An 18,559-nucleotide genomic window follows, 5' to 3' on the forward strand; every position below is an offset into this window, starting at 1 on the left:
ACTCCAGCGGGAGCAAGCTCCCTCGCCACAAGAAAGCGTCAGAGCTTGGCCTTTACCGCAGGCAACGCATCCTTGCCATCGACGGTCTTCACCCCCTCCAGCCACTTGTCCAGCACCGCCGGATTGGCCTTGATCCAGGCCTTCACCGCATCGGCATTGCTGACTTTCTTGTTCACCACCTCGGCCATGATGCTGTTTTCCATGTCCTGGGTGAACGCCAGGTTGGTCAGCAACTTGCCCACATTCGGGCAGGCCTCGGCGTAGCCCTTGCGAGTCAGGGTGTAGACGCTGCCGGTGTCGCCGAAATACTTCTCGCCGCCCTTGAGGTAATGCATCTTCAACTGCACGTTCATCGGGTGCGGGGTCCAGCCGAGGAAGGTGACGAATTTCTGCTTCTTCACTGCCCGCGACACTTCGGCGAGCATCGCCTGTTCGCTGGATTCGATCAGCTTCCACTGGCCGAGGTCGAAGTCGTTCTTCTTGATGATTTCCTGCAGCGAGATGTTCGCGGGCGCACCGGAGCCGATGCCGTAGATCTTCTTGTCGAACTTGTCGGCGTATTTGTTCAGGTCGGCAAAGTCATGCACGCCGGCGTCCCACACGTAGTCGGGCACCGCCAGGGTGAACTCGGTGCCGTCGAGGTTCTTCGCCAGTTGCGTGACGTCACCGGTAGCGACGAACTTGTCGTAGAAGCCCTGCTGCGCCGGCATCCAGTTGCCGAGAAATACATCCACCTGACCGTCCTTCAAACCACCGAAGGTGATCGGCACCGCGAGGGTGTCGACCTTGGCTTTGTAACCCATGCCGTCCAGCAGAAACCCGGCGATGGCGTTGGTCGCGGCGATGTCGCTCCACCCCGGGTCGGCCATCTTCACCGTTTCGCAGCTTTGCTCGGCAAATGCCGAAGCGCTGCCCAGTGCCAGCAGGCCAATTGTCAGTGCTGTGGATAACTTGCGCATGGACTTCCCCTTAACATTATTGGTTTTGGCAGGGTTGTGGATAACGGGCCTTGCGCTCCAGATCGTCGAGGTCGATGTGGTTGCGCATGTACTGCTGACTGGCGTCCACCAGCGGCTGGTGATCCCAGCTCTTCAGCTTGCCGATGGTCAGGGCATCGGCAACAAATCGGCGGCGACGCTGGCTGGCGAGCACCTCGCGGTGAATCGCCGGGATGTCCCACTTGGCCCGCGCTTCGGCGAGAAAATCGTCGAACAGCCGGCGATGTTGCGCTGACTGGCTGAGTTCTTCGAGTTCACGCGGATCGTTGTGCACATCGAAGAGTAGGCACGGGTCGCTTTCACTGTAGATAAATTTGTAGGCGCCGCGCCGGATCATCATCAGCGGGCTGACCGTGCCTTCCGCCATGTATTCGCCGAACACTTCGTCATGCCCGCCCTGCCCTTGCAGATGCGTCAGTAGCGAGCGGCCGTCCAGCGGCAAGTTCAGCTCCAGGCTGCCGCCAGCCAGTTCGACAAAGGTCGGCACCAGGTCGGCAGTGGACACCGCAGCGCTGACCCGGCCGGCAGCGAACTGCCCCGGAGCGCTGATCAACAGCGGCACTCGGGCGGCCATCTCGAACCAGTGCATTTTGTACCAGAGGCCTTTCTCGCCAAGCATGTCGCCGTGGTCGCCGGAGAACACAATGATGGTGTCGTCGATCAGCCCGGTATCTTCGAGGGTTTGCAGGAGTTTGCCGACGTTGGCATCGATATAGCTGCACGCGCCGAAGTAAGCACGGCGTGCATCTCGGATCTTATCCACAGGCAGCGGTTTGTCCCACAGGTCGTAGACCTTGAGCAGGCGTTGCGAGTGTGGATCGAGGGAATCTTGCTCCGGGGTGGTCGGCAACGGGATGTCGCCATCGTCATACAAATCCCAGAACGCCTTGGGAATCGTGTACGGGTCGTGTGGGTGAGTCATCGACACGGTCAGGCAGAACGGCTGGTCGCCGTCCTCGCGAATGTGGTCGAACAGGTATTGCTGTGCCTTGAACACCACCTCTTCATCGAAGTCGAGCTGGTTGGTGCGCACGCACGGCCCGGCCTGGAGCACCGACGACATGTTGTGATACCAGCTCGGGCGCACCTCCGGCTCGTCCCAGTTCACCGCCCAGCCGTAATCGGCCGGGTAAATGTCGCTGGTCAGGCGCTCTTCGTAGCCGTGCAATTGATCCGGGCCGCAGAAATGCATCTTGCCCGACAGCGCGGTGCGGTAGCCGAGGCGGCGCAGGTAATGGGCGTAGGTCGGAATGTCAGCGGGGAAATCGGCGGCGTTGTCGTAGGCGCCAATCTTGCTCGGCAGCTGGCCGCTGACCAGGGTGAAGCGCGACGGCGCGCACAACGGGCTGTTGCAGTACGCGGCATCGAACACCACGCCCTGAGCGGCGAGGCGCGAAAGATTCGGCAGTTTGATCGGCGACGGGCCGTAGATCGGCAGCATTGGCGCGGCCATTTGATCGGCCATGATGAAGAGAATGTTCTTGCGCTTCATGTGATCGCGGCATTCCATAGTGAATATTTATGCGACATTGCTGCGATCGAGCATGGAGTCCATGTTCTGTCTGGTAAAGCCCGCGCCGGACAATGACTAGGATAAGCACAGCTTATGTATGAAGCCCTCGGCAATCTGTCCCTCGACCTGTTGCGCGCCTTCGAGGCGGCGGCGCGCCATCGCAGCTTTACCGCGGCGGCGGTGGAGCTGGGCACCACGCAGCCGGCGATCAGCCAGCAGATCAAGCGTTTGGAAGAACAACTGGGCGCGCGGCTGTTTGACCGGATTTACCGCGGCATCGAACTGACCGAGGGCGGGACGATCCTGTTCGAGCAGGTTCAGCTCGGTTTGCAGAATATCGACGCAGGATTGAGCGCGATCAGCACGCAGCAACAACATGAGGTGTTGCAGGTCGCCACCGACTTCGCCTTCGCCGCCTACTGGCTGATGCCGCGCCTGCACCGCTTCCACGAAGCCAACCCGAACGTCGATGTCAGCCTGGTCACCAGCGAGCGCAACCACAACATGCTGCGCACCGACATTGATGTTGCGGTGTTGTTCGGTGATGGGCGTTTCAAGCAGGGCGAGAGCCATTGGCTATTCAGCGAAGAAGTGTTTCCGGTGTGCAGCCCGCAACTGCTCAAGGAGCGCGCCCTACCCTTGCCTGCCCAAGCGTTGCTGGAGTTGCCGCTGCTGCATCTGCGCGGGGAAAACAGCAGCAACTGGTTTGACTGGAGCGGGCTGTTTCGCGAATTGGGCATCAGCACCCCGCCAGCACCGGGGCAATTGCGTTTCGACAATTACACGCTGTTGATTCAAGCGGCGATTGGCAGTCAGGGCGTAGCCATCGGCTGGCGCCACCTTGTGGATAACTTGCTGAGCCAAGGCTTGCTCTGTCGGCCGATTGCCGAGACCACGTTGTCGCGTCTGGGGTATTACGTGGTGCTGCCGCAACGCAAACGCCGGGGCGCGTTGATTCAGCAGTTTGTCGAATGGTTGATGGCCGAGCAGGCCAGCAGTGCCGAATCCCTCGCCGGGGTGGCGCTGCCGTCGATTGCGGTGTAAGCAGCAAAAGATCGCAGCCGCATTCCAAATGTAGGAGCTGCCGAAGGCTGCGATCTTTTTACATACCCGACTTACATACCCGACGTCGCGACAAAATTCACATGCTGCCCCACATGCAGATTCAACCGCAGCTCATCGGCAATCCCCACCGCGACCCGGTTCAGCCGTTCCAGCGGCTCCGCCAGCCCCGGCTCGAGATTGCCGCCGACCTGGCTGAAATGCTCGATGGTCAGCCCCGCCACCCCGTGCGGCGCATTCACCAGTGTCCACTGCAGCGGACTGCTTTGCAGGGCCTCGCGGATTTCTTCGGCGGCGTGGCGTTGCAGTCCGTCATCCAGCTCCGGTTCGTCAAGCACGGCAAAATTCCCCACCAGAAACAGCCGTGAAACATTGGCCGCTTGCAGGCCGTCGACCAATGCATCGACTGCCAGCACCTGTTCCACCGGGCCGAGCACCACGGACCTTTCCACATGATCGCTGCTGAATGGCAACCCCGGTGCATCAAGCAGACAGATCACCGCCGAGCTGCCCGCTACGCTTTGCTTGACTCGCTCGGCATCGAACAGATCGCCGCTTTTGGTGCGCAGGCCGGGCCGTGGCGCGAGTACGTTCAAATCGTCGAGAATCGCGATGACTTCGTGCTGCCGTCGCAGCAATTCAGCCATCAACGCAGCACCCAGGCTGGCCATGGCACCATAGAGCACCACTTTTACCATTGGGGTTTCGGCATTCTTCATGGCTGAATCCTTTTTGTTGTCCCTTGTATGGCGTGTGACATGCAGCCTGCACCGAGGGTTCGAACCGATTCAGAGGCTTTCCGATGCAAGCAATCAATGGCTATCACGCCCACGTCTATTTCGACGCCGACACCATCGATCAGGCGCGCGCCTTGTGTGAACAGGCGGCGCAGTTGTTTCCATTGAAGATGGGCCGCGTCCATGAGCGCCCGGTCGGTCCGCACCCGGACTGGAGCTGCCAACTGGCTTTCGGCCCGGAGCTGATCGGCGAGGTGCTGCCGTGGCTGGCGCTCAATCGCAAGGGCCTGGTGGTGTTCCTCCACCCGGATACCGGCGACGATCTGCTCGATCACACCGAGCATGCGATCTGGATGGGCGCGATGCGGCCGCTGGATCTGTCTATTTTTTGATCAGGCTTTTGCCTACAGAGTTTCTTCAGGCTCGCCTGGCAGATGTTCGTCCAGGTGCAGCCAGGGCAATTGGCTGTCGGTCCAGATATGCCGCTCGGCCGGCGCCAGCTCCGGGTGATCCAGCGTGGCGATGGTCAGGTCAATACTCTCAGGGCTGAGCTGCGTCACCAGCGCCAGCTGCGCGCCACAACGCGGGCAGAAATACCGCGCGCAACTGCTCGACGAGTCATAGCGCGAGGGCGTGGCGGCGAGCCACTGGAAGTTCGCCGCCGGCAGCGTGATCCATGTGATCACGATCCCGCCACTGACCTTGCGGCAGATCGAGCAGTGGCAGTGGGCGATGTCCTGCAATGGCCCGCTGAACTGATAACGGATGTGTCCGCAGTGGCAGCCGCCGCTGTGCATTTCACCCATGCTCCTGCCCTCTCGTCCCCGAAATGATTGACTCTAGTCGCATCCGACGGCCGGTTGGCCATTCGCCCGAAGCTTTCGTCAGCGAAAGGTAGCTGAAAGGTTGCCCGATTAGGATCGCCGCCACTACCGGCAACAGACCGGTTGGCCAACGCGTGTGATCGCTCGCACGCCAGGCCCAATTAACAACAACAATGGTGATTCTGATGTCCTCTGTAGCCCGCCTTCTCGCTGAAACTCCGCCCGTGCGTCTCGTGCTTCCCGTTCTGCGCTGATCCCCTCCGATCCGCTCACTCAATTAGCCGCGCTACGCCTGGAGTATTCCCATGCTGACTTTCCTTGGCTTTGCCATGGTCATCACGTTCATGTTCCTGATCATGACCAAGCGCCTGTCTGCGCTGATCGCCCTGATCATCATCCCGATCCTGTTCGCCCTGTTCGGTGGTTTCGCGCCGAAGATCGGCCCGATGATGCTCGAAGGTATTACCAAGCTTGCGCCGACCGGCGTGATGCTGATGTTCGCCATTCTGTACTTCGCCTTGATGATCGACTCCGGCCTGTTCGACCCGGCCGTGCGCAAGATCCTCAAACTGGTCAAGGGCGACCCGTTGAAAGTTTCGGTCGGTACCGCCGTGCTGGCGCTCGTCGTTTCCCTCGATGGTGATGGCGCGACCACTTACATGATCTGCGTGGCCGCCATGCTGCCGCTGTACAGCCGCATCGGCATGAGCCCGCGGATCATGGCCGGTCTGATCATCCTCGCCGGCGGCGTAATGAACATGACCCCGTGGGGCGGCCCGACCGCTCGTGCCGCCAGTGCGCTGCATGTGGACCCGTCGGACATCTTTGTGCCGATGATCCCGGCGATGGCCGCCGGTGTGGTGGCGATCCTGATCATTGCCTACTTCTACGGCAAACGTGAGCGTGCGCGTCTGGGCGAACTGCACCTGATCGGCGACGAAATCGATCACAGTGAAATCAGCGTGTCGCAGTTCCCCGATGCCCGCCGCCCGAAGCTGATCTGGTTCAACGGCCTGCTGACCCTGGCGCTGATGTGCACGCTGATCGCCGGCCTGCTGCCGCTGCCGGTGCTGTTCATGGTGGCGTTCAGCATCGCGATGATCGTCAACTACCCATGCCTGCAAATGCAGAAGGATCGCGTTGCGGCCCACGCCGGCAGCGTGCTGTCGGTGGTCAGTCTGATTTTCGCTGCGGGTATCTTCACCGGTATCCTGTCCGGAACCGGCATGGTCGACGCCATGTCGAAAAGTCTGCTGGCAGTGATTCCGGACTTCCTCGGGCCGTACCTGGCGGTGATCACGGCGCTGGTGAGCATGCCGTTCACCTTCTTCATGTCGAACGACGCGTTCTACTACGGCGTGTTGCCGGTGCTCTCCGAAGCGGCCAGCCATTACGGCATCACCGCGGTGGAAATGGCCCGTGCCTCGATCGTCGGTCAGCCCGTCCACTTGCTCAGTCCGCTTGTGCCGTCGACGTACCTGCTGGTGGCGCTGGCCGGTATCGAGTTCGGTGATCACCAGCGTTTCACCCTGAAGTGGGCAGTGCTGGTCTGCCTGTGCATACTGGTGGCCGCCTTGCTGCTGGGGACTTTCCCGCTGTTCAGCACGTTGTAACGGCACTCACTCACCATGACGCCAGCTGCTTGCTGGCGTCATGGTTTAACACTCGCTCAAAGGAATACACATGGATTGGCTGACCAACCCCGAAATCTGGGTTGCCTTCTTTACCCTGACCGCCCTGGAAATCGTTCTGGGCATCGATAACATCATCATGATTTCGATCCTGGTCAGCCGCATGCCCAAGCACATGCAGCAGCGCACGCGGATCTTCGGCCTGGGCCTGGCGATGATCACGCGGATCCTGTTGCTGCTGTCGATCACCTGGGTCATGCGCCTCACCGCCGACCTGTTCGTGGTGTTCGGCCAGGGCATTTCCGGGCGTGACCTGATCCTGTTCTTCGGTGGCATGTTCCTGCTGTGGAAGAGCTCGCAAGAGATGTACCACGCGCTGGAAGGCGAAGACGAAAGTGGCGACGAGCCTTCGGGCAAGGGCGGCAACTTCCTCTACACGATCATCCAGATCGCGATCATCGACATCGTGTTCTCGCTGGACTCGGTGATCACCGCTGTCGGCATGGTTTCCCATGTGCCGGTGATGGTCGCGGCGATTGTCGTCGCGGTACTGGTGATGATGGCGGCCTCGGGCAAGATCAGCGAGTTCATCGACAAGCACCCGTCGCTGAAGATGCTGGCGCTGTCGTTCCTGTTGGTGGTCGGTACCGTACTGATCGCCGAATCGTTCGACGTGCATGTGCCGAAAGGCTACGTCTACTTCGCCATGGCGTTCTCGCTGGCGGTGGAAGCGATCAACATCAAACTGCGCGGCGCGATGGCCAGGAAGAAACAGCAGCAAGATCCGGTGAAACTGCGCAAGGACGTGCCGGGGCAGTAACCCGGTAGTCCAGCAACACGCAACACCCCTTGTGGGAGCGAGCCTGCTCGCGAAGACGGAGTGTCAGTCGACAACAATGTCGGCTGACCCAGCGCTTTCGCGAGCAAGCCCGCTCCCACAATTGTTTCTGCATTCCGGCAGGGGGACAGGCTGTGCAGCACCCGGTTGACCACCCGTTCGCTGCGTTTAATCCCCTCCAGATCTGACACAAAAACCTGTGGGAGCGGGCTTGCTCGCGAAGACGGAGTGTCAGTCGACAACAATGTTGGCTGACCCGGCGCTTTCGCGAGCAGGCTCGCTCCCACAATTGTTCAGGGGTACTGAAGAATCTGGGGCAGCCGTAATACCTGTAGGAGTGAGCCTGCTCGCGATCGCCGTTCCGTCAGTCAGCAACGATGTTGAAGTTGATGGCCCTATCGCGAGCAGGCTCACTCCTACAGGGGACCGCGTTGATTTCAGATGGAGTGGATGAACCTGTTTTCATGACACTTTTGTTTCAATCCGCACTTTAGCTGTGCAATGCTGGCGCCCAGTCCGTTAGCCAACTACAGCTTAAGTATCAAAAACGTAGAAACCGCGCGGTACCGTCAACTTGCCCCTCTGGGGCGCTGCCATTACAGGGGGTCTGCATGCTCACCCTGCTCAATTTGCTTTCTGCCGTGGCCCTGCTGATCTGGGGCACGCACATCGTCCGGACCGGCATCCTGCGGGTGTACGGCACCAATCTGCGCCATGTGATCGGCCAGAACATGTCCAAACGCTGGCTCGCGTTCGTCGCCGGCATCGTCGTGACCGCGATGGTGCAGAGCAGCAACGCCACGGCCATGCTCGTGACCTCCTTCGTCGGCCAGGGCCTGATGGCGTTGACCCCGGCGCTGGCGACCATGCTTGGCGCCGACGTCGGTACGGCGCTGATGGCGCGGGTGCTGACGTTCGACCTGTCGTGGCTGTCGCCGCTGCTGATTTTCCTCGGGGTGATTTTCTTTCTGTCGCGCAAACAGACGCGGCTCGGGCAGATGGGCCGGGTCAGCATCGGTCTGGGGCTGATCATTCTCGCCCTGCAACTGATCGTCGAGGCCGCCGCGCCGATCACCCACGCCCAAGGAGTGAAGGTGATCTTCGCTTCGCTGACCGGCGACCTCCTCCTCGACGCTCTGGTCGGCGCGTTGTTCGCGATGATTTCCTATTCCAGCCTCGCTGCCGTGCTGCTGACCGCAACGCTCGCTGGCGCCAGCGTGATCAGCCTGCCGGTGGCGATCGGTCTGGTGATCGGCGCCAACATCGGCAGCGGCGTGCTGGCGTTCATGAGCACCAGCATGCAGAACGCCGCCGGGCGGCAAGTGGCGCTGGGCAGTCTGTTGTACAAGCTGATCGGCCTGCTGCTGATCATTCCGGTGCTCGATCCGCTGGTGCACTGGATGGACGGCCTGGATTTCAGCCCGCAGGAAATGGTCATCGGCTTCCACCTGCTCTACAACACCGCACGCTGCCTGATCCTGCTGCCCAGCGTAACGCCGATGGCACGCCTGTGCGCCTGGCTGCTGCCGGAGCGTGCGGAGGTCAACGGCACCGCCAAGCCGCGTCATCTCGATGCAACGGCGCTGGTCACCCCGAGCCTGGCGCTGGCCAATGCCGCCCGCGAAACCCTGCGCATGGGCGACCTGATCGACAACATGCTCGACGCGATGCTCGATGTGCTGCGCGGCAAGCAGACCGCCATCACCCAGGAAATGCGCCGCCTGACCGATGACGTCGAAGCGCTGTACAGCGCGATCAAGCTGTATCTGGCGCAAATGCCCCGCGAGGACCTTGGCGAGCAGGACAGCCGGCGCTGGGCGGAGACCATCGAGTTGGCGATCAATCTGAAACTGGCCAGCGACCTGATCGAACGCATGCTGCGCAAGGTGCAGCAGCAGAAGACTTCGCAACGTCGCTCGTTCTCCGAGGACGGTCTGGAAGAGCTGGCCGGGTTGCATCAGCAACTGATCGCCAACCTGCGCCTGGGCCTGTCGGTGTTCCTCAGCGGCGACAAGGAAAGTGCTCGGCAACTGCTACGCGAGAAACGTCGTTTCCGCGCACAGGAACGCCGTTTGGCCCATGCGCATGTCAGCCGTTTGCAACGTAAGATCGTGCAGAGTCTGGAAACCAGCTCCCTGCATCTGGAGTTGATTGCGGATATGAAACGCTTGAATTCGCTGTTTTGCAGCAGTGCTTATGTGGTGCTGGAAACAGCAGATACCGGGGCGCTGGAAGCGGATGATATTGCCGACATTACGCATTCGCCTTGAACGTCTGGGGCTGGGGTCAGTCAGTAACTCAGAGTTCAGCCTCAAGGACGTCTTCGCTGGCAAGCCAGCTCCCACAGGGTTTTGTGAATGTCACCAATCCTTGTGGGAGCTGGCTTGCCAGCGATGGGGCCCTGACTGACGACACGGATCTCCAAATCAGCCGTATGGAAGCCTGTTATGCGTTGCCTGTTGTTCGCCTGTCTGTTGCTCGGTTCCCTGCCCGCCTTCGCCGTTGATCGCTTTCAGGTCGAAGGCTACGCGCTGCCCAACGGTTTGCAGCTGCTGCTCAAGCCTGGCACCGAGCGCGGGCATGTGGCGATTCGTCTGGTGGTGGGCGTCGGTCTCGACGATTTCGATTGCGATGAAAAAGAGCTGCCGCACCTGCTCGAGCATCTGCTGTTCAGCGGCGTCGACGCCACTGGCGAAGGCGGTCTCGAGGAGCGCATGCAGGCGCTGGGCGGCGAGTGGAATGCGTTCACCAGCAACGCCGACACCACGTTCGTCATCGAAGCCCCGGCGAAGAACCAGCGCAAGGTCCTCGACCTGCTGCTCGACCTGTTGACCCAGACCCGCATCGACGACAACGCGATCAACGCCGCCAAACGCGTGGTCGAGCGTGAGGACGGCGGCCATTACACGCGCCTGCAACGCTTTCTTGACCGCCAGGATCTGGGCCACACCGCGAGCAATCAACTGGCGGTGGAACTGGGCCTGAAGTGCCCGCAACGCGCCGAAGTCGGCCATCTGACCCAGGCGCAACTGGAGCAGGTGCGCAAGACCTGGTACGCGCCGAACAACATGACCCTGATCGTCGTCGGCGAGCTCGACAAACTGCTGCCGGCCTATCTGGAACGCACCTGGGGCGCGCTCGAAGCGGTGGACCCGGCGGAGCACCGTGAGCTGCCGGACATCCGCACCAGCGCCGCCCATGAGCGCACCCTCACCCGCGGCTTCATCGGCGACAGCGCCAAGTTGCACTGGCTGGTGCCGGAGCCGATGCTCGACGATCAGTACGGCGAGACCTTCGACATCCTCAAGGACTACCTCGACTGGGCGCTGTACCGGCAGATCCGTCTGAACCACGGCTTGTCCTACGGGCCGTGGGCCGAGCGTGAAGTGTTTGGCGGGGTCGGGTTCATGAGCCTAAACGCTGATGTGGATCGCGATGACCTCGACGAAGCCCGCCAGGTGCTGGAAGACCTCAAGGCCGATCTGCTGAAACACGGTCTCGACCCTGACACCTTCGCCCGGATCAAACAGGCCGCCATCGCCCATCAGGCCTGGGCCGTGCAAGGCAACAGCGCCATGGCCGACTATTACTGGAGCGCGCTGGGCGACTACGAGGACGGGCGCTTCGCCAACCCGGCCCGCGAGCTGCAGGGCGTGACCCTGGAAACGGCGAACAAGGCCATGCGCGAGCTGCTGTTGCAACCGGGGTATCTGCGGATCGAGAAGCCGTTGCTCAGTGATGATGAGGTGTTGTGGCTGATTGCCGGTGGTCTGGGCGTCGTCCTACTCATCCTGGTGGGTTGGCGCTTGCATCACCGTAAGCCAGTCAAACACTGAACCTGTGGGAGTGGGCTTGCTCGCGAAGGGGCCGTGCCAGTCGACATCATTGCTGAATGACACACCGCCTTCGCGAGCAAGCCCGCTCCCACAGGGATCTGTGGTGATTTTACTGACCGCGAGCCTCGCCACGTCGCCCGGCGGACGGTACTCTGTCGAGGTTTTTTCCTATTCAGTCGTGAACCGCCCACATGCCGAAAATCCCCCTCCTGATCCAGCGCATTCTCGAGCTGATGAAGCGCTATCCCGGGGTCATTGCGCTTGGCGGTTTCATCTCCGGGGTCGGCAGTTTCATTCTGGTCGACCGCCAGCAGGGGCTGGCGAGCTGGATCACCATCATCATGCTGCTCAGCTGGATCTGGCTGATGCTGGAAAACACCCTCACTGGCCTGTTCACGCGCATCTTCAAGCGGGAAATCCCCCAGCCGCTGCTGCGTTACGCAACGCAGATGATCCACCAGGAAAGCCTGTTTTTCGTCCTGCCGTTCTTCTTCATCACCACCACCTGGAACAGCGGCCAACTGATCTTCACCGGGTTGCTGTGCATCGCCGCGTTGATCTCGATTGTCGACCCGCTCTACTACAAATGGCTGGCGCCACGGCGCTGGGCGTTTCTCGCGCTGCACACCCTGACCCTGTTCGCCGCCCTGCTCACTGCGCTGCCGGTGATCATGCACCTGACCACCGCGCAGAGTTTCAAATGGGCGCTGGGCACGGCGGTGGTGTTGTCGTTCCCGAGTCTGGCGTCGATCTTCCCGATCCGCACGGTGCGCAACGCGTTGGCCATTCTGTGCATCACCTTCGGCATCGGCGCGGTCGGCTGGACCCTGCGCTCGTGGGTGCCGCCGGCGACGCTGTGGATGACCGACGTGGCGATCAGCACTCAGTTGCAGGATCGCACCCCGGGCGACAGCCTCGAACAGGTCAGCGCCGAGCAGATCCGCAACGGCGGTCTCTACGCCTACACCGCGATCAATGCGCCGCGCGGGCTGGATGAGCGGATCTACCATGTGTGGCAGTTCAACGGCAAAGAAGTCGACCGCATCGCCCTCGACATCCACGGCGGGCGCAAGGAAGGCTACCGGGCGTGGACGCACAAGCAGAACTTCCCCGGCAACCCGGCGGGCAAGTGGCAGGTGCGGGTGCTGACCGAGGACGGTCAGGTGATCGGCGTGCTGCGTTTCGAAGTGACCGACAGCACAGCGATCAAAGAAAAGTAATCCGGTTCGTGTTATTACGTATGCCAGCGTATTTAGCCGAACAAGCACGGAGCTTATGATCAGCAGCTCAATGAGCGGTAATGCCCAGCTGGACACCTCGATCAGCCCTGCCCGTCTGCGGGTTTCCGGGGACTGGACGCTTGCCCATTACGCCGACCTCAAGCACCTGACCGAAAAACTCCACGGCCAGTACGACGCCAATACCGTGGTCGACCTCAACAGCCTCGGCGCCCTCGACACCGCGGGCGCATCCCTGCTGGTAGAACTGCTCGGTTCCGAACGGCTCGGCAGATCCGCCGAACACCCCGACTGCACGATTTCCCAGGCTGACCGCGCGCTGCTGCAAACGGTGTATCGCTCGCTGACCGACTTCTGCGTGCCGATCAAGGAGCCGGAAGTCAGCGTCAGCGTGCAACTGCTGACCCGCATCGGGCGCGCCGTGGAAACGGTCTGGCAGGACACCCTGCAAGTACTGGGTTTCATCGGTCTGATCCTCGAAACCATCGCCCGCAATCTGTTGCGGCCGAAGCGCTGGCGCATCACCCCCGTCGTCGCCCACATCGAACAGACCGGCCTCGACGCCGCGCCGATTGTGGCCCTGCTGACTTTTCTCGTGGGCGCGGTGGTGGCGTTTCTCGGCGCCACGGTGCTCGCCAGTTTCGGCGCGACGATCTTTACCGTGGATCTGGTGGGCTTCTCCTTCCTGCGTGAGTTCGGCGTGCTGCTCACGGCGATCCTGATGGCCGGTCGAACCGCCAGTGCGTTCACCGCGCAGATCGGTTCGATGAAGGCCAATGAAGAGATCGACGCGATCCGCACCCTCGGCCTCGACCCGATGGAGCTGCTGGTGGTGCCGCGCGTGCTGGCGATGCTGGTGGCGCTGCCGATGCTGACCTTTCTGGCGATGCTCTGCGGGATCATTGGTGGCGGTGTGGTGTGCGCGGTGTCGCTGGGGATTTCGCCGGCGATGTTCCTCTCGCTGCTGCAAAGCGACATCGGCATTCAGCACTTTCTGGTCGGCTTGGTGAAGGCGCCGATCTTTGCCTTCCTGATCGCCACGATCGGTTGCCTGGAAGGCTTCAAGGTCAGCGGCAGCGCCGAATCGGTCGGCGCGCACACCACGTCTGCCGTGGTGCAGTCGATTTTCGTGGTGATCGTGCTCGATGCGGTGGCTGCGCTGTTCTTCATGGAGATGGGCTGGTGAGTCGTCTACCCCGCGCGCCCTCGGAGGCGGTGATCGAAGTCCGTGGCCTGTGCAATCGCTTTGGCAGCCAGAGCGTGCACGAGAACCTTGATCTGGATTTGTACAAAGGCGAAATCCTCGCCGTGGTTGGCGGTTCCGGCAGCGGTAAATCGGTGCTGCTGCGCAGCATTGTCGGCCTGCGCCGGCCCAGCGAAGGCAACGTGAAGGTGTTCGGTCAGAATCTGCCGAGCCTGTCCGAGCATGAGCGTTCGCTGGTCGAGCGGCGCTTCGGCGTGCTGTTCCAGAAAGGCGCGCTGTTCTCCTCGCTGACGGTGACCGAGAACGTCGCCCTGCCGCTGATCGAACACGCCGGATTGAGCCGTAACGACGCCGAGCATCTGGCGGCGGTGAAGCTGGCGCTGGCCGGGCTGCCGCTGTCGGCGGCGGACAAATATCCGGCCTCGCTGTCCGGCGGGATGATCAAGCGCGCTGCGCTGGCGCGGGCCTTGGCGCTGGATCCGGACATCCTGTTTCTCGACGAACCCACCGCCGGCCTCGACCCGATTGGCGCGGCAGCGTTCGATCAACTGATCCTGACCCTGCGCGATGCGCTGGGCCTGAGCGTGTTTCTGGTGACCCACGACCTCGACACGCTCTACACCATCACTGATCGCGTGGCGGTGCTGGCGCAGAAGAAAGTGCTGGTGGCCGGCCCGATCGACGTGGTTTCGGAAACCAACGACGCATGGATTCACGAATATTTCCACGGCCCGCGCGGCCGCTCGGCGCTGGACGCCGCCAAATTGCTTAACGAGGTCTGACATGGAAACCCGAGCCCATCATGTGTTGATCGGCCTGTTCTCAGTGATTGTCGTGGCAGGCGCCCTGCTCTTCGGCCTGTGGCTGGCCAAGTCCAGCGTCGATTCCGAGTTCAAGGATTACGAAGTGGTCTTCAACGAGGCGGTCAGCGGCCTGTCCAAGGGCAGCCCGGTGCAGTACAGCGGGATCAAGGTCGGTGACGTGGTCAGCCTGCGTCTCGACCCGAAAGACCCACGCCGGGTGCTGGCGCGGATTCGTCTGGGTGGGGACACCCCGGTCAAGGAAGACACCCAGGCCAAACTGGCACTGGCCGGGATCACCGGCACTTCGATCATCCAGCTCAGCGGCGGCACCCCGGAGAGCCCGAAACTGCGCGGGCATGACGGCGAACTGCCGACCATCGTCGCGGCGCCCTCGCCTATCTCGCGGCTGCTCAACGACAGCAACGACTTGATGAGCGGCATCACCGCCCTGCTGAACAATGCCAACCAGATGTTTTCCCCGGAGAACGTCGAGCGCGTCAGCAACACCCTGGCGCATCTGGAGCAGACCACCGGTTCGATCAACGATCAGCGCGGCGACTTGCGTCAGGCCATGCAGCAACTGGCGAGCGTCGGCAAGCAGGCCGGCAGCATGCTTGAGCAGACCTCGGCGCTGATGCGCAACGCCAACGGCCTGCTCAACGATCAGGGCAAGCAGGCGCTGGGCAGTGCCGAGCAGGCGATGAAGTCGCTGGAGCAAAGCAGCGCCACTATCAACGGCTTGCTCAGCAAGAACCAGAACTCGCTCGACAACGGCCTGCAGGGCCTCAATGGCCTGGCGCCGGCGATCCGCGAACTGCGCGAAACTCTGACCTCGCTGCGCGGCATTTCCCAACGCCTTGAGGCCAACCCCAGCGGCTACCTGCTGGGCAGTGACAAGAACAAGGAATTCACCCCATGAAGCTGACTCACTTCGCCCTCCTCGCCAGTTTCTCCCTGCTCTCGGCGTGCTCGATCCTGCCCAAGGCCGAGCCTTCGGACGTCTATCGCCTGCCCGCCGCGCAAGCGCCCGCCTCGGCCAGCTCAGCGGCGCCACAGCATTGGTCGCTGCGGCTGAACAAGTTGCAGGCCAGCGAAGCGCTGAACCGGCCGAACATTGCGGTGATTCCACAGGGTGACGTAATCAGCAGCTACAAGGCTTCGCGCTGGAGCGACCCGGCGCCAGTGCTGGTGCGTAATCGGCTGCTGGATGGCTTTGTCCGGGATGGGCGGGTGACGCTGCTCAGTACCGATGACAGTAACTTCGCTGCGGATCTGGAGTTGGGCGGCAGTTTGCAGGCGTTTCAGACCGAGTATCAGGGCAATCAGGCCAGTGTCGTGGTGCGGGTTGATGCGTTGCTGGTGCGCGGCTATGACCAGAAGATCCTCGCCAGCCGCCGCTTTGAAGAGCGTCAGCCGTTGAACGATGTGCAGGTGCCGGCGGTGGTCGCGGGGTTAGGACAGGCCAGTGATCGGCTGACGGTCAAGGTTGTTGCTTGGGCTGTTCAGCAAGGCCAGCAATTCACCCAACAACCCAGACCTTAAACCTTGTGCATAACCCCTGTGGGAGCGGGCTTGCTCGCGAAAGCGGTGTGTCAGTCAATATACAGGTCGACTGACCCACCGCTTTCGCGAGCAAGCCCGCTCCCACAATGGGGATTTGTGGTTAACCGAAGAACCAGTAGCAGACGCCAATCGCGCCGATCACGCCGGCCAGTTCTGCCAGCAGCGCGCATCCAACGGCATGCCGCGCGCGCTGAATCCCCACCGCGCCGAAATACACTGCCAGCACATAGAAGGTGGTCTCGGTACTGCCCTGAATCGTCGCCGCGACCAGCGCCGGGAAGCTGTCGACGCCCGAAGTCTTCATGGTCTCGATCAGCATTGCCCGTGCGGCGCTGCCGGAAAACGGTTTGACCATCGCCGTCGGCAACGCATCGACAAAACGCGTATCCCAACCGGCCCACTGCACCAGATGCCGAATGCCGTCCAGACCGAAGTCCAGCGCTCCGGAAGCACGCAGCACGCCAATCGCGCAGAGCATCGCCACCAGATACGGCAGCAAGTTCTTGGCGACGTCGAAGCCCTCCTTCGCGCCCTCGACGAATGCTTCGTAGACCTTGACCTTGCGTAACGCGCCGATCAGCAGGAACAGCATGATCAGGCCGAACAGCGTCAGGTTGCCAAGGATCGACGACAGCCCGGCCAGCGCCGTGGCCGACATCGTCGCCAGCAGTGCCATGAAGCCGCCGAGGATCAGTGCGCCGGGAATCAGATAGGCCAGCACCACTGGGTCCCAGATGCGCAGGCGCTGCATGAACGCCACCGAGAGAAAACCGACGATGGTCGAGCAACTGGTCGCCAACAGAATCGGCAGAAACACCAGGGTCGGGTCCGGCGCGCCTTGTTGGGCGCGGTACATGAAGATCGTCACTGGCAGCAGGGTCAGCGACGAGGCGTTGAGCACCAGGAACAGGATCTGCGCGTTGCTGGCGATGGTCGAGCTGGGATTGAGCTCTTGCAGCGCCTTCATCGCCTTGAGGCCGATCGGTGTGGCGGCGTTGTCCAGGCCCAGGCCGTTGGCGGCGAAGTTCAAGGTGATCAGGCCCAGGGCCGGGTGCCCCGCCGGGACTTCCGGCATAAGGCGCAGAAACAACGGCCCAAGGACCTTGGCCAGCCATTCGACGATCCCGGCCTTCTCGGCGATGCGCAGAAAGCCCAGCCACAGGGTCAGCGTGCCGAACAGCAGCACCATGACCTCGACCGAGAGTTTGGCCATGGCGAAAATGCTTTCCACCATCGCCGCGAAAATCCCGGCGTTGCCACCGACCAGCCACTGCACCAGCGCAGATATTGCTGCCACGACGAAGAAGCCAAGCCACAGGCCATTAAGCATCAGTCAAATCCCCCGGAAGATGCGGCGAATGATAGCGGGGTCGCCAGAAACGACAAACCCCGGATTGCTCCGGGGTTTGTCGGTACGGCTGGCCTCAATCACCTGTAGGAGCTGCCGAAGACTGCGATCTTTAAAAGCAAGATCAAAAGATCGCAGCCTGCGGCAGCTCCTACAGAGGTTCAGCTATCAATTCTTGGTGATTTCACCAGTGGGCAGCTTTTCCTTGCTGCGCCAGTGCGGCAGCGAGTTCCAGTAGCGCTGGCCCTTGGCGTCGTCGTACATGCCTTCCCAACGTGCGATAACCAGCACTGCCAGGGCGTTGCCGATCACGTTCAGTGCGGTACGCGCCATGTCCATGATGCGGTCGACACCAGCGATGAACGCCAGGCCTTCCAGCGGGATACCGACGCTGCCCAGGGTCGCCAGCAGCACCACGAAGGACACGCCCGGTACGCCGGCGATGCCTTTGGAGGTGACCATCAACGTCAGCACCAGCAGCAGTTGCTGGCTGATCGACAGATCGATGCCGTACAACTGGGCAATGAAGATCGCGGCGATGGACTGGTACAGGGTCGAACCGTCGAGGTTGAACGAGTAGCCGGTCGGTACCACGAAGGAGCAGATGGCTTTCGGTGCGCCGTAGGCTTCCATCTTCTCGATGACGCGTGGCAGCACGGTTTCCGAGGAGGCGGTGGAGTAAGCCAGGACCAGCTCATCCTTGAAGATGCGCATCAGCTTGATCACCGAGAAGCCGAACAGCTTGGCGATCAGGCCCAGCACCACAAAGGCGAAGAAAGCGATGGCGACGTAAACCAGGATCACCAGTTTGGCCAGCGGCAGCAGCGAGGCGAAGCCGAAGTTGGCCACGGTCACCGCGATCAGGGCGAACACGCCGATCGGCGCATAGTTCATGATCATGTGGGTGACTTTGAACATGCTTTCCGAGACGCCCTGGAACATCTTCACCAGCGGCTCGCGCAGG

General features: G+C 61.7%; 16 protein-coding genes and 1 pseudogene. 11 read left to right on the forward strand and 6 right to left on the reverse strand.

Going from position 1 to position 18,559, the window contains the following annotated elements; genetic code table 11:
- Positions 1 to 38: 38 nt before the first annotated feature.
- Both choX and betC read right to left on the reverse strand, forming a co-directional pair.
- A complete protein-coding gene (gene choX, locus ACIOUG_RS10015; RefSeq protein ID WP_338800425.1) occupies positions 39 to 959 on the reverse strand; it encodes a choline ABC transporter substrate-binding protein in 921 nt (306 codons plus the stop codon).
- 16 nt (positions 960 to 975) lie between these two features.
- Entirely contained in the window at positions 976 to 2,490 is a 1,515-nt protein-coding gene (betC, locus tag ACIOUG_RS10020; protein ID WP_401064858.1) for a choline-sulfatase, read from the reverse strand.
- 114 nt (positions 2,491 to 2,604) lie between these two features.
- Here betC and ACIOUG_RS10025 point away from each other — a divergent pair, with 114 nt between their 5' ends.
- Positions 2,605 to 3,555 (forward strand): choline sulfate utilization transcriptional regulator, encoded by a 951-nt coding sequence (locus ACIOUG_RS10025; protein WP_401064860.1) that lies wholly within the window; start codon positions 2,605 to 2,607, stop codon positions 3,553 to 3,555.
- A gap of 71 nt (positions 3,556 to 3,626) precedes the next feature.
- On the opposite strand, the gene ACIOUG_RS10030 is transcribed toward ACIOUG_RS10025, so the two are convergent.
- Positions 3,627 to 4,292: an NAD(P)-dependent oxidoreductase gene (locus ACIOUG_RS10030; protein WP_401064863.1), complete on the reverse strand. Its 666-nt coding sequence runs from the start codon at positions 4,290 to 4,292 to the stop codon at positions 3,627 to 3,629.
- A gap of 83 nt (positions 4,293 to 4,375) precedes the next feature.
- Here ACIOUG_RS10030 and ACIOUG_RS10035 point away from each other — a divergent pair, with 83 nt between their 5' ends.
- Positions 4,376 to 4,702 (forward strand): DOPA 4,5-dioxygenase family protein, encoded by a 327-nt coding sequence (locus ACIOUG_RS10035; RefSeq protein ID WP_401064865.1) that lies wholly within the window; start codon positions 4,376 to 4,378, stop codon positions 4,700 to 4,702.
- A gap of 12 nt (positions 4,703 to 4,714) precedes the next feature.
- On the opposite strand, the gene ACIOUG_RS10040 is transcribed toward ACIOUG_RS10035, so the two are convergent.
- On the reverse strand, positions 4,715 to 5,116 hold the full coding sequence (locus tag ACIOUG_RS10040) for a GFA family protein (protein ID WP_401064867.1): 402 nt from the start codon (positions 5,114 to 5,116) through the stop codon (positions 4,715 to 4,717).
- 323 nt (positions 5,117 to 5,439) lie between these two features.
- Here ACIOUG_RS10040 and ACIOUG_RS10045 point away from each other — a divergent pair, with 323 nt between their 5' ends.
- The 9 genes from ACIOUG_RS10045 (at position 5,440) to ACIOUG_RS10085 (ending at position 16,226) form a co-directional block, all read left to right on the forward strand.
- A complete protein-coding gene (locus ACIOUG_RS10045) occupies positions 5,440 to 6,747 on the forward strand; it encodes a CitMHS family transporter (protein WP_007954069.1) in 1,308 nt (435 codons plus the stop codon).
- Between the two features lie 70 nt (positions 6,748 to 6,817).
- Positions 6,818 to 7,585, forward strand: coding sequence for a TerC family protein (locus tag ACIOUG_RS10050; RefSeq protein ID WP_401064870.1), 768 nt, complete (start codon positions 6,818 to 6,820; stop codon positions 7,583 to 7,585).
- 629 nt (positions 7,586 to 8,214) lie between these two features.
- A complete protein-coding gene (locus ACIOUG_RS10055) occupies positions 8,215 to 9,873 on the forward strand; it encodes a Na/Pi cotransporter family protein (protein ID WP_401064873.1) in 1,659 nt (552 codons plus the stop codon).
- 177 nt (positions 9,874 to 10,050) lie between these two features.
- Positions 10,051 to 11,439 carry a M16 family metallopeptidase gene (locus ACIOUG_RS10060; protein ID WP_401064876.1) on the forward strand — a complete coding sequence of 463 codons (1,389 nt, stop codon included), beginning with the start codon at positions 10,051 to 10,053 and terminating at the stop codon, positions 11,437 to 11,439.
- A gap of 191 nt (positions 11,440 to 11,630) precedes the next feature.
- Entirely contained in the window at positions 11,631 to 12,659 is a 1,029-nt protein-coding gene (locus ACIOUG_RS10065) for a DUF5924 family protein (RefSeq protein ID WP_401064878.1), read from the forward strand.
- A gap of 55 nt (positions 12,660 to 12,714) precedes the next feature.
- On the forward strand, positions 12,715 to 13,863 hold the full coding sequence (locus ACIOUG_RS10070; protein WP_338800433.1) for an ABC transporter permease: 1,149 nt from the start codon (positions 12,715 to 12,717) through the stop codon (positions 13,861 to 13,863).
- On the forward strand, positions 13,860 to 14,663 hold the full coding sequence (locus ACIOUG_RS10075) for an ABC transporter ATP-binding protein (protein ID WP_103483976.1): 804 nt from the start codon (positions 13,860 to 13,862) through the stop codon (positions 14,661 to 14,663). Before ACIOUG_RS10070 ends, ACIOUG_RS10075 begins: the two co-directional genes overlap by 4 nt.
- A gap of 1 nt (position 14,664) precedes the next feature.
- Positions 14,665 to 15,603: an MlaD family protein gene (locus ACIOUG_RS10080; protein ID WP_401064881.1), complete on the forward strand. Its 939-nt coding sequence runs from the start codon at positions 14,665 to 14,667 to the stop codon at positions 15,601 to 15,603.
- Positions 15,600 to 16,226 carry an ABC-type transport auxiliary lipoprotein family protein gene (locus tag ACIOUG_RS10085; protein ID WP_401064884.1) on the forward strand — a complete coding sequence of 209 codons (627 nt, stop codon included), beginning with the start codon at positions 15,600 to 15,602 and terminating at the stop codon, positions 16,224 to 16,226. The genes ACIOUG_RS10080 and ACIOUG_RS10085 overlap by 4 nt, the downstream gene beginning before the upstream one ends.
- Before the next feature lie 121 nt (positions 16,227 to 16,347).
- Here ACIOUG_RS10085 and ACIOUG_RS10090 read toward each other — a convergent pair whose 3' ends face one another.
- The gene (locus tag ACIOUG_RS10090; protein ID WP_401064886.1) at positions 16,348 to 17,577 is read right to left on the reverse strand and encodes a nucleoside recognition domain-containing protein; all 1,230 of its coding nucleotides are present in this window, start codon (positions 17,575 to 17,577) and stop codon (positions 16,348 to 16,350) included.
- A 186-nt stretch (positions 17,578 to 17,763) separates the two neighbouring features.
- Positions 17,764 to 18,559, reverse strand: a pseudogene (locus ACIOUG_RS10095) (cation:dicarboxylate symporter family transporter); the annotation flags it as partial.

Origin of the sequence: Pseudomonas sp. NPDC087803 (genome assembly GCF_044742995.1) — a bacterium.
Lineage (GTDB): Bacteria > Pseudomonadota > Gammaproteobacteria > Pseudomonadales > Pseudomonadaceae > Aquipseudomonas.